The 17,726-nt window shown below is 36.6% G+C and carries 8 protein-coding genes; 5 read left to right on the top strand and 3 right to left on the bottom strand.

All coding sequences use genetic code 11. From position 1 onward, the window contains the following. Positions 1–44: 44 nt before the first annotated feature. The 3 genes from EZM65_RS07620 to EZM65_RS07610 all read right to left on the bottom strand — a co-directional run bounded on the left by EZM65_RS07620 (position 45) and on the right by EZM65_RS07610 (position 9,928). The gene (locus tag EZM65_RS07620) at positions 45–1,175 is read right to left on the bottom strand and encodes a M12 family metallopeptidase (protein WP_136667958.1); all 1,131 of its coding nucleotides are present in this window, start codon (positions 1,173–1,175) and stop codon (positions 45–47) included. Positions 1,176–1,245: 70 nt separating this feature from the next. Beyond that, complete coding sequence (locus tag EZM65_RS07615) at positions 1,246–2,100, bottom strand: hypothetical protein (protein ID WP_136667957.1); 855 nt, start codon at positions 2,098–2,100, stop codon at positions 1,246–1,248. A gap of 283 nt (positions 2,101–2,383) precedes the next feature. Next, positions 2,384–9,928: a SpvB/TcaC N-terminal domain-containing protein gene (locus EZM65_RS07610; protein WP_136667956.1), complete on the bottom strand. Its 7,545-nt coding sequence runs from the start codon at positions 9,926–9,928 to the stop codon at positions 2,384–2,386. Between the two features lie 863 nt (positions 9,929–10,791). Between EZM65_RS07610 and EZM65_RS15620 the strand changes: the two genes are divergently transcribed. The 5 genes from EZM65_RS15620 (at position 10,792) to EZM65_RS15800 (ending at position 17,719) form a co-directional block, all read left to right on the top strand. Next, positions 10,792–11,091, top strand: a complete 300-nt coding sequence (locus EZM65_RS15620; RefSeq protein WP_211196201.1) for a heavy metal-binding domain-containing protein — start codon at positions 10,792–10,794, stop codon at positions 11,089–11,091. 136 nt (positions 11,092–11,227) lie between these two features. After that, entirely contained in the window at positions 11,228–13,783 is a 2,556-nt protein-coding gene (locus EZM65_RS07595; RefSeq protein WP_136667955.1) for a cation-translocating P-type ATPase, read from the top strand. A 186-nt stretch (positions 13,784–13,969) separates the two neighbouring features. Next, positions 13,970–14,509: an AAA family ATPase gene (locus tag EZM65_RS07590; RefSeq protein ID WP_136667954.1), complete on the top strand. Its 540-nt coding sequence runs from the start codon at positions 13,970–13,972 to the stop codon at positions 14,507–14,509. A gap of 16 nt (positions 14,510–14,525) precedes the next feature. Continuing rightward, positions 14,526–15,800, top strand: coding sequence for an efflux RND transporter permease subunit (locus EZM65_RS15805; RefSeq protein WP_136667953.1), 1,275 nt, complete (start codon positions 14,526–14,528; stop codon positions 15,798–15,800). Then, the gene (locus tag EZM65_RS15800) at positions 15,800–17,719 is read left to right on the top strand and encodes an efflux RND transporter permease subunit (RefSeq protein WP_136667952.1); all 1,920 of its coding nucleotides are present in this window, start codon (positions 15,800–15,802) and stop codon (positions 17,717–17,719) included. The genes EZM65_RS15805 and EZM65_RS15800 overlap by 1 nt, the downstream gene beginning before the upstream one ends. Positions 17,720–17,726 lie beyond the last annotated feature (7 nt).

Here is a 17,726-nt window from a genome sequence, read left to right as displayed (position 1 = left end):
GAACAAAAAACTATAATTCCAGTATTTTGAATGTTTTTTTTAAATCAGTAAACCATTAATGAGCCGGATCCCTCATCTTCAGCATAAAATAATCTTAGTCTTATGATATATTCCCTTCCCTTTATTAATCTTAAGTAAATTTTTGAGTTCAAATCTGTACCACTGTCATCATCACCTGCCAGATATATTTCTTCAGTGCCATTTTTTTCAAAAAGAACCATAACGGTGTCCATTGTTCCAAAAGTTTCAATTTTGTACTTTTTAGAGCGGGTAGGTTTGAACTTAAAGTTTTTCTGTTCACCGGGTTTAATATCCAAAGGTTCTGATCGAGAAGATTTAAGTTCTATATAATCTTTTGGTTGCAGCGCCGGATAGAATTTTTTCACAAACTCTATATCCTTTAGAGAAAGACCTCCGGCTGGATATATTCCATTTTTAAATTCGATAGGAGATAAAATAAGTCCTGGGCCAAATGGATAATGCATTACAGAATCAGGGTCGTGGGTAGATCCTTCCACCTCATTTACAGGTAACTTTCTGATGATATTATGATAGGTTTTTTCTCTGCTCCAGAAATTTGGAGATTGAGCAAGAGCATTATACACCGCTTCTTCATTCCAGACTATTCCGGCATAAGGGTTTTGATGTTCATGAGGAGCACCCAGTGTATGCCCGATTTCATGTATGGCGGTATCAGGATCATTACTTATGTCCCAGCCAAAATTCATTGTTCTTTCATTAGGGGAACTGGCAACATCAATGATATCCCTTCCAACATATGACCAGGATCCATCTCCTCTCATGAATCCTATTCGTATTTGAGCATCATTTTTGTCATTGACTTCTTCGAACTCTAGTCCGATGCCTAAATTTTTCCATGCTTTGAATGCATTTTTTACCGCTGTAATTTGATTAGATGCACCTTTCCATGTGGCTGGTGAACCATCAGTACTTCCGTTGAAAAAATAATATTTAAGTTTGGTTCCATTTACCCATTTTTTGACAATGATTCTGATCATTGCAGCTCTGCCGGTTCCTACTTCAGGAGCAAAGACTCTTTCAGGTACTTCCACTAAGGAACAGTAGTTTGGAGTAGCTTGTTGGGCATTTTTGTTTTGCGCATCCACTTTGGTGGCTTTTGATGTTGTTTTTGATGTTGTGTTTGTTGTTGCCATGATTTTGGTTTTTTTAAAAGATTCTACTTTATGTTTATTGGGTTTAGGTCTCCTATTTTAGAAGACTGTTTTATTTTACAGGCGGTTCATTATTGTTGTACTGGGGCAATTCTGGATTTATTGGGGTATTAAAAATAAATTCATAATAATCACCCTCATTCTTATCAACTCCTCTTATTAATTCGTTGACTGCGCTTTTTACCGAAGCAAAAGTTTTTACATTTTTCCATTTGCTTTGTCTTAGATTAAAATCATTTATCCTTGTTAATAAAACATTAATTTGTCCTTTATACCGATTGTTTTCTTCAGTCAGGCTAGTTATCGTTTGAATATTTTTGTTGCAAATCTTTAGTGAATCTTTTAATACATCAATCCGGTTAGTTAAAGAATCAACCTCCGCAGTCGTTTTGATGTCCTTACCGGACAATCCGTTTTTCAATCGTGAATTTTCTTCTTTTAACTGGTTGTTCTCTGCAATCACAGTTATATCAGGGAAATAAGATGTTTGTTTGGCCAGTATAGGTATCGCCCACTCCTGTGCAGCCAATAAAATATTTGATTGTTCTAGATTTTTGCCGTGTTGATTTACATTTGATACCAGTTCTCCCCAAGCGCCTATTTGTTTGGTTAATCCAGTAAATGATGCAGCATAGAAAAATATAAGGAAGGCGTTTAGTAAAAAAAAGAATTTATTGCCATATTCAGCCTTTTCATTAGGTTTCATATTTCTATACCTTACTAATTCAAAAATAAAGGATATAGTTAATCCAATGCCCCATATCGCTGCAACCCGCATAAATGAATAGGTAAACCGTTGCAATACTACCGCATCAATAATAAATACGGTGAACCATGTCCAGAACGCTAACTGAGGCAACGACTGGAACGTTTTTTTACTTAAAAAAGTACTTGGTATTTCTCCCATGATGATTCTTTTTTAAATGTTTATACAATTATGTTCACATATGAAAAGTTTGTCATTATAGCATTCTTAAAATACTACTTCATTTATTGTATGTGTATTTTAGTTTTTTCTATTGCTGCCTTATGATTTTTTTGTTTGATGGCACGGATTGTAAATCCGCACTATCGGGGGTTATTTCATTTTGTTTGTTAGCTTATTTTAGTTCATGAGAACACAAACCGAGGCTGAGTATATTTTGTCATTGATGTGAAATACGATATACTATCAGGTTGATTAGTTTAAACTACTTGATTTTCGTTCCCTCAAATATTTCTTTTTTTCTTGCTTCAGATGCAACATTTAATCTGTCTTCATGTGCTTTTCTTAATGCCTCTCCTACTAATGGTGTAGAGGTCGTATTTTTCATTGGTTTGTCATTGTCTCTAATAACTTGTGGTATAAGCAAATAATTTGGAGCTTTATCTGGATCGACAGCCCCGGCATCTTTTAAGAATGATTCTACTCCTGCTTCTATTGATATTCTACCAGACAATATTGCCTCTCCATATTTTTCCCAAAATTGAATGCCTGCTTCATTGGAAGGCAAATCTTCATATGAATAACTACTAGCATCACGACCTATAAGACCTTGCCATTTCTCCAGATTTTTTGAAACTACCCGGGCACTATTTGGATTGGTTACTGCAGCAGAAGCTGCGAAGTAAAAAAAATGGTGCATATCTATCCAACCCAGCTTTTCTGTGTATATATAACGTTTTACGTCCTTACTGTCTTTTCTGCTTGAGTCATCCACCCAATTTCCCGTTTTATCATCCCTTTTAAAAAAACGGTCAGCCTCAAAATGGTCTCTTAAATCTCCTAAAGCCCTCACAGTTTCAGTAACTGCCAACATCCTGTAATGTTGATGAACAGAAACTGACTGTGCAAGTGTAGAACTTCCCTTATCAGCTAGCATTCTTTTTGTATGCATAGACACTTCTGTAACAGCTCGTAAATAAGTTTGCAGATCTAAAGGGTCTGGCAATGTACCTGTTGCACCTATGGCTTTAGCCTTTGCATATATGTCGTCCCTCCGGGTAGAAGACACAGAATAGGTGCCTTTCTTCATTTCACTCTTAATATCACCTAAGTTGCCCGATTGACCCCTCTTAGGTTCTTTTCCGTCTAGATCGTGATAAATTACTGGGTTAGATAAGCAAAATGAGTAAACGTTGATTCCCCCTTTTATTCCTGCCGGATCCGTAGCCGTCCATCGGCCCAACCACGGCAAATAATACCTTGCACTATGATATTCCAATCCGGTTTCTTCATCGCGTTCCATACCAGTGTAACGGTAACGCTTAGCAACCGCTTTAATAGCTGCGTTTTTGGCTTGGTAAGCAGTTGTTCCAAACGGGTGGTATTCTTCGTAAGAGATGATATCACCCGTTTCGTTAAGCTCTAAAGTTGAGGAACCCAAATGATTGTGCAGCTGATAGCGTATGGTAAATTCAGGCGATGTTCTGCCTACGGGAAAGCCAAGAATATGACGAGGCTCGGTTTCGATATCTATCATTGCAAAACGGTGTCCTTCATCCATCAAACTCAGACTGATTCTTTCCATTCCGGCGTTGGCACCGCTATGACTTTTATACAATTCATACCCCGATATATAAATGCGTTCGTTTTTTAAGGTTGGTGTTTCATTTACATTGGCAGTATTCTCGGTTATTTTTCGGATGCGTTGTCCCTGTCCGTCATATTGGTAGTAAGTTGTTTCCGGTGTACCTCCATCAGTGCGTCGCTGTTTTATGGTCTTTACCAATTTTTCTTTAAAATTCCAACCCATTTCCTGCAAGTGGGGTAATGTGGTTATAAAGCCGTGTTGGTCATGATGCGGGTAAACATACATTTCGCTGCCCACCTGTGTCATTTTTAAACGGTTATTTTTGGCTTCATAAGTATAATCGCGTGTCCAGTTGTTGCCGGCTGCAGCATGTTGCATCTGCATGATATTCCCCACTTTATCGTAACGATAGTTTTGTGTGTAATTCCTAACTGCCATCGGGTCACCTGAATTCAACTGGTGCATAAAAGGTGCATCATTCCAGTTGTCCTGTCCGTTAAGTGTAAGCGCGGCATTATTTTCCCTTCCGGTTGCAGTTATCAATCGATAGAGCGCATCATAAGTATATTCCGAAATCCCAGTTATTTTTTGGTTGTTAAAGAACACAACAGGGATGTTTCGGTCTTCGATATGCGTAATATTTCCAACAGGGTCATAAGTATAATGCCAATCCTGTAATGGGTCGCCATTCAATTGTTTGCTTTCCAACCGTTTCAACCGAAATGTTTCTTTGTCGTAATAAAACTTGGTGGTTACATTGTTTCCATAAACAATTTTGTTGCGTTGTCCTTTTTCGTTGTAATCAATATTCCTGATATAAGTAATGGGTGAACTTTTATCGGGATGCAGTACACTTTCACCATCTAATAAACCGGCTTCATTGTAAGATGGGGTAATTATACTTCCATCGGGAACAATTTGTTTTATAATACGTCCCAGTGCATCAATATCTGTTATAAAAGTAAAGGATTGGTTTTCTAAATCGACGGTCAAATTATCATCAATCCAATTAACGACTTCTTTATAGTTTTTGAAAAGCGTTCTTGTTGTGTTGGTCGGTTTGCCTTTAAAATCGTATTTCGGTGTTTCTATTAGTCCGCCTGTATCGTAATGTCTCCAAACCTGCCCTCTTAAATTTTTGAGATGGGCATCAGGTTGTTCTTCGCCGTAAATAATTTTATTAAATATGTGATCTAATCCCGCGGATCCATCTCCACCTAAAACCTTACTGTATAAAGGTCTGTGTAATTTATCGTAAAAATATTGAAACTCGTGATTACGTTCGTCCCAAGTGCGCAGCGGATTGCCCAAGACATTTATTAGCAACCAACGCTGGCCGGCATCCATGCTTTGCTGATATATTTTGTTACCCAGCATGTCATATTTGTAGCGCATTACTACATTGTTTCGTGCATCGGTTACCGAAAGCAGGTTTCCTTCGGTGTCTAATTTTACTCTTGTATGCTGTAATTCGGCAACACCCGTTACAGTATTTTTATTGTTTTCAACTGAAAGTACTGGTCTTCCCAATGTATCGAAATACTGGACGCTGGGAGTATCAGCATGTTTTTCGGTTTTTAATGCGACTTGTTGTTCTCTGAGGTCGTTGATGAATTCGGGATGCGCGTTATCGGTTCTTTTTTTATACCATTCGCTTTCTAATACAGTGTCGTTGGAATCATAATTGCTCACTTTCCAACTGTCAAAAATGACTTTTGACAATGTACCGTTTGGCATTTCTGTTTTTATCAATCGTCCAACTGCGTCATAATACATGATGGGCGTTACCCCCATTTCAACCAACTCCTTAAAATCTTCATAATAATGCGAAACCGAAAAATAAGGCTCGTATTGTTTTACCGCATTGCCTTTGTTGTTTTTGATGGTTCTGCCGTTACCAATCCAGCGAAGTTGTTTGGGAAGGCTGGCTGAAGTGTCTATTTCAGAAATTGTGACAGTATCATCAGGAAAAACAACAACTTTTTTGGCTGGACCAGGTTCTGCCTGTACTTTTTTCATTATCACTTCGCCAACCCCATTGGAATATTCAAAGCCTATTTGAACTTTACTTTCAGGATTAAGGCTTCCGTCTGGTTTTTTGTAATGTGTTTCTCTGTTTATAGCAGCCACCACAACGGGTTTGCCTGAAGAGTTATAGGCTTCAAAATCATAAACAAATCTTGATGTTGCTTTATTCAGCAGGCTTTTTCCGATATCGGTTAATTCAACAGAGTCGGGAGCCTGAAAAAAGTTATTAATTAATATTAATTCTGAGGCATCGGTTGTTTCTGTTATATCGGTCAATGTATCAGCTTCATTTCCTTTTCCCATTACTGCAACTGCTTTCACCAGTCCTAATTCATCTGTTATTGCTTCTGATATGTTAGCATTTATATCAATCATCCGCTGAGGTGACAGAGTTCGGAAGTTGAACAAATTTACTTTAATGGTGTTGCCTATTTCGTCTTCGGTTTCTTCGATAAACAGGAAATAGTTGCCATAATATTTTACTTTTGTTGTGGCACCAAAAGGATCAGTGTAGGATATCGGCATATAAAATCTATTACTCGCATCTATAATGGATTCCGACTCAGTCAGAAACTGCATGACACCGGAACGCACCCACCAATTGTCATCTTCAAAACCATTTTCGTTTAATGCGTGTGAAAATCGACCTTCAGACATTAAATTTTGCAACGCCCAATCATCAACTTTCTCATGATAAATATCCCGCAATAAATCAGGTGTATAGGCCAATTGATAACTTTCAAACGGTAAGCCTAAAGATTCCAGTTTATGCAAAGGCAAGGCATTTTTTAAATCATTGCTTCTGTATATGGTTTTGATGTGTTCTATCAATCGTTTTTGGGATAAACCGTGGGTTGTTGGTTTTTCTGTTTCATGATATAAAGCTGTTGCTGATTTTTCGTCTGTCAGTATTTCATCAAAATCTTTTGGAGTATAAAACGTATTTGGTTTTTGGACATCTTTTAGTTCATAGGTTTTGGACTCGGAAGGCAACCGTAATCGATGTATGTCCTCATCAAACACATCATTGGTAAACTGATTTTTTGTATAGACAATAACAGTTTTGCTTTGCTCTTGTTGTGTTTCAACTGGAAGGGTTGCATCGGCTGTGAGTCTCGGATAGACAACTGCGGCAGATTCCAATATATTACCGTATTCATCCAATTTAATGTTTAAGGTATGGGCAATCCGAGGATCTTCAGGGTTTCTCTCGTAGTTGTAGGTAATTGCCTCACTTTCCTTTACAACAAACACAGCATGCTTATTTTTCCCTTTTGGTTGAATCAATTCAATGACGCAATTATGAGTTGAAACGGCATATGGGGTAAGTTCTTTTTTTCTTGCTTCTAAATCATTTTCAAATTTTATGGCGTCATGAGCAAATATTTCAGAGCGTAAGGCCATTCCCTTGCATGCGCGTACTGCCTGCTGATATTCCTCAGCATTTAGAGCGTCAACAACAGATTGAGGAATACCTTTGGCCGGGATTATAAAAGCATCATCTAAGGGCGTTTCATGATGAATTACCGCAAATCCATGACGTTTTATTTCCTCATGCCAATATTCATGTGCAAATTGTGCCAGTATTTTTTCATTCCTTAAAAATGCTCCGGTATGAAACCATTGTTTAGTTACAACAGGTTCTTGGTGCAGTTCGACATTCGTAATATTAGATGCCCCACTTTTTGTCCAATGTTCAAAAGTTTCTGCATCAATCTGCTCTACCATGCCAAAGCCCCTGAATTCCCTTTCGGCATGATCGTAATAGCCGTGATGGTATTTATAGGAAGAAACAAATTTATGTCTGGTGATTTTGTCTTCAACAGTTGTTTGGGAAACACAATGAACTGGGAAATGAAGTTTTGTTACCCAAGGTTTTCCTGCCAACTTATCTTTAATGTAAAATTTGGTGGAAGGTGTATATTTCAATGAAACTTCTTTACCCATATTGTTTTGGTAAGAAACCATGATGTGTGGTTTCTTACTGTTCATAAGGTCAATATATTTCAAAGGAGCATTGGCGTCTTTTGCCAATGGACTGGACCAGACAATACAAGCTACGCCATTACCCAGTAAATCAGTCACAGTTATTTTAGCTTGGGAATGGATTTCAGGAAAAGGGTCGATTTCAAACGGACTGGAACTAAACCGGTTTCCGCTTAGGTTTTTCCAACAGGTAAACTTGTTTTTACCCAAATAAATAATATCCGTAGTGCCTGAGCCATCAATATCAGCCAATCTGATATAGGATGGATTAAAGGCATCAGGAAGATCAAAAACAGGGGCATTGTCCAAAGCTACTTTTGCGCCAAATTTTCCGTAACCCAAATTCGGCCAATAGCATACCTCACCATTCCGGATTCTTAAAATATCTGTCATGCCATCACCGGACATATCAGCCAGATAAATGGTTTGTTCTGCATCGGCAAAAACAATATGCGGACCTTCTTCTTCATCAAATGATTTAGCTGATTTTCGGGCAGGTGAGTATCCATTCCGTCCTTCAGAGGCATACCAAGTGAAGACTTGATCTTCAGAAATTACAACTTCCGGTTTACCATCGCCGTTTAAATCCAGCATTCGTGTATTGGTATCGCCAAAATCTATATTGGGAAGCGCTTTGAATGAACGTACTCCAATCCATTCATTATCGTCATTGAGTTCAAAATATCCTTTCGGCTCCATACCATAGCTTACCAATTGCTTTCCGCCATCTCCACCTAAATCAGCCAATTGTAAAGATCCGCCCAAGCCTGCAAATGATGGTTTTGGGGAAACAAGTTTTGCATGCTCAAATTTTCCTTCTCCAAGGTTGTGCTTGTAGTACCAGCCTGTAGCCTGTTCAGTTAGAATTCCTGATAATCCTTCATTGTACAAATCGGTAAATTGATATTGCTGTTCATCCAGTCCTGACGGTGCATGGATTAAATTATCAGAGGAAATAGACTTTATTTCATCATTCCAATCATGCTTTTGATATTGAAACTCCATAGGAGGGAGTTTTTTATGGGAATAAGTACCATCTGCTTTTTTTATGTAGCCATAAGATGTAATTGCCTTCAGAAAAGTAAAATCCTGCTCAGTTGAAGTGTCATAATCAAAATTCACCGATTTAATAAGTGTTTTTTCATCAGACTTATCATCTCTTAAAGCCAGTTCCTTAAAAACATGAAACAGCAAAACTCTTTTACACAACCGGGTTGTTCTGATTTCAAAACCTGCTTTGTAATCGGAAAAAGCATCTTGTCTATAATCCCAATCGTTGATTGAATCAGGCGGATTATTGTCTTTTAAAGTTCCATAATCAAAAACGGTTTGAAACAAATAGTCTGTTTCAATTGGGAAAGTATCATGAAATTTTTTATACGGAGTTTTATTTCCGTATACTATTTTTTCCAAATAAAGATTAGTATAGGTGATTTCACCGTTTTTAAAACGATTTTTGTTATGCAATAAAGAATTGTTAAAACCAATATCATTTTCATTTTTATAAATATAATGACTGCAGTTTCCCTTATCGTCAAAAACAAATTCAGGCAGCCATTCATAAATTTTTGTTGTGTCGACTGGATTTACTAAAACGGAATTGTCTGTCCAACCAAAAAGGGTAGATATGTTTTCTTTGGTTATAACACGCCACTTAATCCTACTTGTTGATTTTTCTGTCCATTGCTCAATACAGGCAAAAAGACCTTCAATTCGTGGTTTGTAATTTCTAATATTAAATAAGCCATCAGATGAATCTCTTTCATTTATGATGTATTCGGAATCAGAATCTAATTGGAAACTTCCATCTGCATTTTTCTTAAATTCAGGAACCAAATCCTCAGCTTCCGAAAATAAAAATGTATCTGAATCAATTGAATCCAGATATTGTGGCAAGCTTTTGTCTGTTTTACGCTTTATAGAACCTAAACTTAAATTCCATCCCAATCCAAAAATACCATTACCCGAACCGGAGCTGTACGAAAGAGTTAAAGTTGGGGTTACTCCTCTTGCAGGAGAAAATGGGAGTGGAATAGAAAATGATGAGGTGCCATTGACAGCATTTACGGAAAATTTCTCATCAATTCCTTTAATTGCGCCTCCGCCTTTAGGCAAGGATATAGAAGGAATATCAATGGCATTGGATTTGGTTCTCCCGCCATCAGTTTTGAGAAAATTGCTTTTATCATCACGAGCCTGCTGTTTCATAGCTTTTAAGGCTGTTAAGTGAATATAAGATGCATAACATCTACAAAAAAGAAATATCAGAAAAGTTGCTCTATACCGGATGTTTTAATTTTAAAATATCCTAATAGTTATTTCTAAGTGTGGGCGCACTTATACTGAAGATCTGTAAATTTAGTTCTTTAATCAAGGGAGTGAAGAAGATTTTAACTTTCGTTAAAATAAATTGTCAAATAAAAGTATGGGAGTAACTAATACTTAACTTTTGCTAATTATGTTCAATAGAGCTACATATAAATTAGCACTTATTCAAAAACAAACTTGTTATAAATTTAAGAAATATTAATATTATTCCTTCAGAAATACGACGAACGACAATTATAATAGTTTAAAAGTAAATTTTTTCTGTTTTTAATTGTGAAGTCGTTTTTTAAAATTATCTGAAAATAAGGTCTTTTGTGAGTTTTTTGGTTTGATGAATTCTCTTTATTGAGTATTAATAACAGTTGGACTGTTAATTATGAGACTATATAGAAGCAATACAGAATTTACTATTTATTGTGATATATGTGTCAGTAACGGCCAATACCAGAAATGGTGTTGCTTGGTTAAGCAAAAAAACCGCAATTAAAAAACCATACTATGGAAATATGATGTTGAGCTGCGGTTAAACATGAAACTATTAAATAAAGAAAAGTAAATCTTAATTATCGAAAATCAGGACTTAGTTAAAAAATGGAAACTTGTGGGAGTGACAACATTTTTTAGGGTTTTACTATTGATTTTTTCCATAAAGTACAAATCCCCAAATTAAATAAGTTATTACGAAATAATATTTCCGTAATTTTAATAATAAAAATAACACATAATCTGAAACAATTAAAAACATGAAAAAATTAATCTTTACTGCCACTTTAATGGTATTAGTATTCGTTTCCTGTAATAATAAAAATAAGGAGTCAGAGACTCTTAATTCAGAGATGAAAAATCAAGATTCTACAATGGTGGATCAAAAATTCCAAACCGAAAATCATGAATCTCAAATGTATGCCTGTCCGATGCATCCCGAAGTTCAGGGAAAAAAAGGCGATACTTGTTCAAAATGTGGAATGGAATTAACAAAACCTGTGGTTAAAAATGAAACCCCAACCGAAAATCATGAAGGTCATGAAAATCATGAACACTAAATTGGATAAGTCTGTAAAGGTCTAAGAACCAAATAAATTAAAATCATGGGTATATGCAGCAAGAATTTGTTAAAGAATTTGGAATAAAAAATATTATTCCAATCATAAATGCACATTTTTTAAAAACTAAATTATCATGAAAGGTTTAACTTCAGAGGAAGCATTGGATCGTCTTGAGCAATTCGGACGCAATAGTATTCATTCTGAAAATGGGAAGCATCCTTTAAAAATGCTGATAGCCCAATTTACTAATCTGATGGTTTATCTATTGCTGTTTGCTGCCGGATTGTCCTTCTGGTTTCAGGAATATTTAGATGCTGTGGCTATTATTTTGGTTCTTCTTATCAATGCAGTTATTGGTTTTTGGATGGAATTCCAGGCCGACCGTTCAATGAATGCCCTGAAAAAGATGGCAGGTGTACCGGCAAAAGTTATCCGAAACGGTAGTCTGATGGAAATACCTTCAGAAGAAGTGGTGCCTGGAGATTTATTATTTATTGAAGCCGGCGACATGATAACAGCTGATTCAAAAATAGTGAATGCAACACAACTCTCGGTTAATGAAGCCTCTTTAACCGGCGAAGCTATGCCTGTTGAAAAAAATGAAAAAGAGTTACCGGCTGATACTCCTCTGGCGGAAAGAACCAATAAATTATTTAAAGGAACTTTTGTTACCAACGGAAATGCAAAAGCAATTGTAGAAGCTACAGGAATGCAGACCGAATTAGGAAAAATAGCCCATTTGGTTCATGGTGCCGAGCAATCTGCAACACCCTTGGAAAAGAAACTGCAGGTATTTACCACTAAATTAATATACATAACGGTAGCTTTGGTTGTTTTGCTGTTCCTCATCGGCTTATTAAATGGCAAAAGTTATGTAGAAATGATTGAAACCTCGATTGCTTTAGCTGTTGCTGCAATTCCGGAAGGTCTTCCTATCGTATCCACACTCGCACTGGCGCAGGGAATGATCAAGATGGCGAAGCATAATGTTATAGTGAAAAAATTATCGGCTGTTGAAACGCTTGGAGGTATAACGGTTATCTGTACAGATAAAACCGGAACACTGACTCAAAATAAAATTGAAGTCACAACAGTTTTGTCAGCAGATGATAATTCGGAAATTAATAAACGTCTGTTAAATCAAATAGCAGTTTTGTGTAATACCGCGTCTATAGGGATTTCAGGCAACGAAATAATTGAAATCGGCGATCCGCTTGAATCAGGATTGCTGAAATATTCGCATAGGCAAGGATTTGATATTGACCAATTGCAACAGGAATTTCCAAAAATTGGTGAAGTTCCTTTTTCTTCTGAAACAAAAATGATGGCGACTTCACACAAAACAGATGGTGGTTATGTTGTTTTTGCCAAAGGTGCTTCAGAAGAAATTCTAACGCAATGCAGCCATATTCAAATTGATACGGATGTTCAATTGTTGGACAAAGAAACCGAAAACTTCTGGAAAGAAAAATCAGAGCAGTTGGCAGCATCGGGATTAAGAGTGATTGCAGGAGCTTATAAAGAATCAAAAACGGAACAGGATTCACTTACAGATAATCTTGTGTTTACCGGTCTTTACGGGATGATAGATCCGCCTGCCGATGATGTTTTTTCAGCTATTTCACAATGCAGAGAAGCAGGTATTAATGTTATTATGATAACGGGAGATCATCCCGAAACAGCAAATTATATAGCCCGGGAACTTAAAATATCGGACCTAAACAATGCTGTTATAGGAAAAGAGATGCTTCCGTATGAAGTTTTAAATGATGAAGACAAGCAAAATTGGGTTAAAACTTCTGTTTTTGCTAGAGTTACACCTTCCCAAAAATTAGATTTGGTTACTGTTTTGCAGGAGAAAGGAAATATAGTTGGTATGACTGGTGATGGTGTAAATGATGCTCCGGCACTTAAAAAAGCCGATATAGGAATAGCAATGGGTAAAAGAGGGACACAGGTAGCCCAGGAAGCCTCAGATATGATTTTGAAAAACGATGCTTTTTCGTCTATTGTTGGAGCTGTTAAACAGGGGAGAGTCATATTTAAAAACATTCAAAAGTTTGTTATTTACCTGCTTTCCTGTAACATGAGTGAACTTCTTGTAGTGTCTCTTGCAGCCTTGTCTAATTTGCATTTTCAGTTAATTCCATTACAAATTCTGTTTATCAATTTAATTACAGATGTTTTGCCGGCACTGGCATTGGGAGTTAGTAACGGAAATAATTTTGTGATGAAAGAAAAACCAAGAGATCCGTCCGAACCACTTTTAAAAATAAAGCAATGGAAAGCTGTCTGGATTTACGCTGCAATTATTTCAATTTGTACACTTGGGGCAGTTTTTGTAAGCCATTATTTTGTACATACCAGAAAGGATTTTGATCCGAAATTGTGCAATAACATCCTGTTTTTTACTTTAATAGCATGTCAGTTGCTCCATGTGTTCAATATGGCTTCAGTAAAAAGTTCTTTTTTTAGATCAGAGGTCTTCCGAAACAAATATGTATGGTATGCTTTATTAGCGAGTATCTTAATCATGGTTTCAATTTTTTATATACCATTAGCCGGTCACGCGTTAGAAATTCAGGAATTCAAATTTATCGATTGGATAGTTGTTATTGTTTCAGCAATTGTCTTTTTACTTGTAATCCAATTTTTAAAACGTGTTAAAGTAATACAGGATGAAGATTAAAAATGATAATAGTAATGTCATTAAAGTTTCGGGTATTAAAGTGCCGTTCAATAAAGAAAAGCTAATACAATTATTGTTGCAGAGCCTAATCGGATTGAAAAAATACTTAAGGAATGTAGTGCAATATATAAACATTTTGAAACTACAAATCTTTAATTAAAATTTAAACAGATATTTTTCAGAACCATGAAACACAAAGAAATACTAACCAATTGGAATGTTATTACTGGTGGGCCATGTACCGGTAAAACAACCATTGTAAATATATTAGCTCAAAGAGGCTATAAAACCACGATTGAACACGCCCGACATTATATTGATACACAAAAAATAAATGGTTTCAGTATTGAGGAAATCAGGAAGAATAAAAGAGAATTTCAACTTAATGTATTGGATATGCAAATAGAACAAGAAGCCTCATTAAATGTTAAGGATCAGGTATTTCTTGATAGGGCATTGCCCGATGCTATGGCTTATTATCGTTTTCTAGGATTGGAATACGATGAAAGGCTAATTGAACAATGCAATAAATATTGTTATAACAAAGTCTTTATTTTAGACCGATTGCCCTTAATTAATGACTATGCGCGACTGGAAGATGAATCAGAACAAATTAGAATTCATAACCTGATTATAGAAGTGTACAAGTCGTTTCCTTGTCCAATCATTTATGTTCCTGTTCTGCCACCCGAAGAGCGTGTAGATTTTATTCTTAAAAACGTATAACCAAATACTGTTCATCATGATAGAGAAAATTATTTCCTGGTCAATTCACAACCGATTCTTTGTTTGGATAGGTATAATCCTAATAGTTGTTGGTGGTATTTTGGCTGTAACAAGAACACCTGTTGATGCTATACCGGATTTATCGGAAAATCAGGTAATTGTTTATACAGAGTGGATGGGCAGAAACCCTCAGATTATGGAAGATCAGGTTACTTATCCTTTGGTTTCTAATTTACAAGGAATCCCAAATGTGAAAGCTATCCGTGCATCTTCAATGTTTGGGATGAGTTTCATCTTCGTAATTTTCAATGACGATGCAGAAATTTATTGGGCAAGAACAAGAGTTTTGGAAAGGTTGAATTTCGCTCAAAAAGCAATGCCACAGGGCGTAACTCCAACATTGGGACCGGACGGTACGGGTGTTGGACATGTTTTTTGGTACACACTTCAGGGGGAAGGTTACGACTTAGGGGAATTACGCGCAGTTCAGGATTGGTATGTGAAATTTGCATTGCAAAATGTTGAAGGGGTGAGTGAAGTAGCTTCTTTCGGTGGTTTTCAAAAACAGTATCAGGTAAGTGTCAACCCAAATAAATTGGTGTATTACAATGTATCGGCAATGGATGTTGCAGACGCCATAAAGAACAATAATCGGGATGTAGGAGGAAGTATATACGAAATGAACCGGATGGGGTACATGATCCGAGGCGTAGGATACATTAAAGATATTAAGGACATTGAAGACATTGCCGTAGGATCAAATAAATCAATACCGGTAAAACTTAAGGATGTGGCTGATGTACAAATGAGCAGTGATATCCGTCTGGGAATTACGGATGAAAATGGAGAAGGAGAAGTTGTTGGAGGTGTTGTGGTTGCCCGTTACGGGGAAAACGCAAAAGAAGTAATTGACAGGGTAAAAGCGCGTATGGATGATGTTGAAAAAGGATTACCTCCCGGTGTAAAAATAAAAGTGGCGTATGACAGGAGTGATTTGATTGAAGCAGCAATCGCAACATTAAAAGAAGCCTTGATTGAAGAAATTATTGTGGTTTCTCTGGTTGTTTTGTTGTTTCTTTTTCATGTCCGCAGTGCTATAGTGGCAATTGTCACGATTCCTTTATCGGTATTAATAGGGTTTTTATTTGTAAAATTTTTTGACATTTCCTTAAATATCATGTCACTTGGAGGTATCGCCCTCGCCATTGGAGATTTGGTTGATGCGGGAATTGTGATGACTGAAAATGCCTATAAAGGGTTGGTAAAAACGGTTTTAAAAACGGATGAGTAATGGAAAAGCAAAGAATTGGACATACAAGAGAAATAACAGATGAAGAACGCATTAAAGTAATCGAACGTTCCTCAAGAACAATTGGTCGTGCCGTCTTCTTTTCGGTTTTGGTCACGCTTATTTCGTTTGCACCTATTCTTTTTCTTGAAGGACAGGAAAAGAAAATGTTTGCTCCATTGGTATGGACCAAAACATATACCATGATTGGTTCGGTAATAGTAGCACTTTTTATAGTTCCTATGCTGTTACGTTCCTTGATGAAAGGAAAATTAATTCCTGAAAGCAGAAATCCAGTGGCTAATTTTTTTATAAAAATATACAGTCCGGTATTGCGGCTTTGTCAAAAATGGGAAAAAACTGTAATAGCCGTATCAGTTTTAATAGTATTGGGAAGTATTCCTTTTGTAATACGTTTGGGCTCAGAATTTATGCCTCCTTTAGATGAAGGTTCACTGTTATTTATGCCAGTCACGCTTCCGGATGTTTCAAATAACGAAGCCAAAAGAATTTTACAGGTACAGGATAAAATTATTAAGAGTTTTCCGGAAGTTGAAAATGTTTTAGGAAAAGCAGGCCGTGCCTATACCGCTACTGATAATGCACCAATCAGCATGATTGAAAGCATAATAGTGTTAAAGCCAAAATCGCAATGGAGGGAAGGAATGACCACCGAAAAACTGGTGACCGAATTAAATGAAAAGGTTAAAATTCCGGGAGTTACTAACGGATGGACACAACCGATTATCAATAGGATTAACATGTTGTCCACCGGGGTTCGTACCGATATCGGAGTAAAAGTTTGCGGTCAGAATTTAGACACTATTTACAGTCTTTCACGGCAAATAGAAAATTCCTTAAAAGGAATAGACGGTTTAGCCGATTTATATGTAGAGCAGCTGACCGGTGGAAAATACCTTAATGTTGTCATAAAAAGAGAAGAACTGGCACGGTATAATTTATCGGTTGAAGACGTTAATACGATTATTGAAATGGCACTGGGAGGCATGACCTTAACAAATACGGTGGAAGGACGTCAAAGGTTCAGTGTCTCGATGAGGTTGGCTCAGGACTTCAGAAGCGACATATCTGAAATCAAACGTACTCCCATCCAAACTTCAAATTATGGTGTTATTCCATTGTCTTCGGTTGCCGACATTCAAATTTCCGAAGGACCACCAATGATTAATTCTGAAAATGCAATGCTCAGAGGAACAGTACTGTTCAATGTACGGGGAAGAGATATGGGAAGTGTTGTAAAAGATGCAAAAGAGAAAATAGAAACTGATTTTAAAAACCTTCCCAAAGGGTATTACATCAATTGGAGTGGCCAGTATGAAAATAAAGTGCGGGCAGAGAACAGGTTAAAATTCATTCTGCCCTTAACACTTCTGATTATTGGTTTTGTATTGTATTTTAATTTTCATTCCATAAAGGAAATGATTATCGTTTTAAGTAGTATTCCAATTGCGCTTATCGGTGGGGTTTATTCCATGTATTTCTATGATGTTAATTTTTCAGTGGCCGTTGCTGTGGGTTTCATCGCTTTATTTGGTGTAGCGGTAGAAACAGGCGTACTGATGATTGTATATATGAATGAAGCCATCAGGGATAAAGTTGAAGCGAAAAAAACTGCGGTACTTTCACAAGAAGAAATTCAAAATGCTGTGTTTTCCGGAGCTGTTATGCGTGTCCGTCCTAAATTAATGACTGTTATGGCGGATATGATTGGATTGTTACCAATTTTGATGGCCACAGGAATTGGAAGTGATGTTATGAAACCCATAACCATTCCTTTTGTGTTTGGTTTAATTACCTCCACGCTATTTGTATTGATTGTTTTACCTGTTGTATACCAAATGGTTAAGGAACGTGAAGTTGAAAAATATGGTAAAGTGGATTATTTAGAAATAAAAGAGTAAAAAATGA

The organism is Flavobacterium sp. H122, assembly GCF_004959765.1.
Lineage (GTDB): Bacteria > Bacteroidota > Bacteroidia > Flavobacteriales > Flavobacteriaceae > Flavobacterium.
The sequence above is the reverse complement of the archived record's forward strand: the minus strand, read 5'-3'. Positions and strand labels throughout refer to the sequence as shown.

Coding starts and splice junctions, on each gene's coding strand:
- EZM65_RS07610 (WP_136667956.1), bottom strand. CDS start 9,928: ATGAAACAGCAGGCTCGTGATGATAAAAGCAATTTTCTCAAAACTGAT.
- EZM65_RS07620 (WP_136667958.1), bottom strand. CDS start 1,175: ATGGCAACAACAAACACAACATCAAAAACAACATCAAAAGCCACCAAA.
- EZM65_RS07615 (WP_136667957.1), bottom strand. CDS start 2,100: ATGGGAGAAATACCAAGTACTTTTTTAAGTAAAAAAACGTTCCAGTCG.
- EZM65_RS07595 (WP_136667955.1), top strand. CDS start 11,228: ATGAAAGGTTTAACTTCAGAGGAAGCATTGGATCGTCTTGAGCAATTC.
- EZM65_RS15805 (WP_136667953.1), top strand. CDS start 14,526: ATGATAGAGAAAATTATTTCCTGGTCAATTCACAACCGATTCTTTGTT.
- EZM65_RS07590 (WP_136667954.1), top strand. CDS start 13,970: ATGAAACACAAAGAAATACTAACCAATTGGAATGTTATTACTGGTGGG.
- EZM65_RS15620 (WP_211196201.1), top strand. CDS start 10,792: ATGAAAAAATTAATCTTTACTGCCACTTTAATGGTATTAGTATTCGTT.
- EZM65_RS15800 (WP_136667952.1), top strand. CDS start 15,800: ATGGAAAAGCAAAGAATTGGACATACAAGAGAAATAACAGATGAAGAA.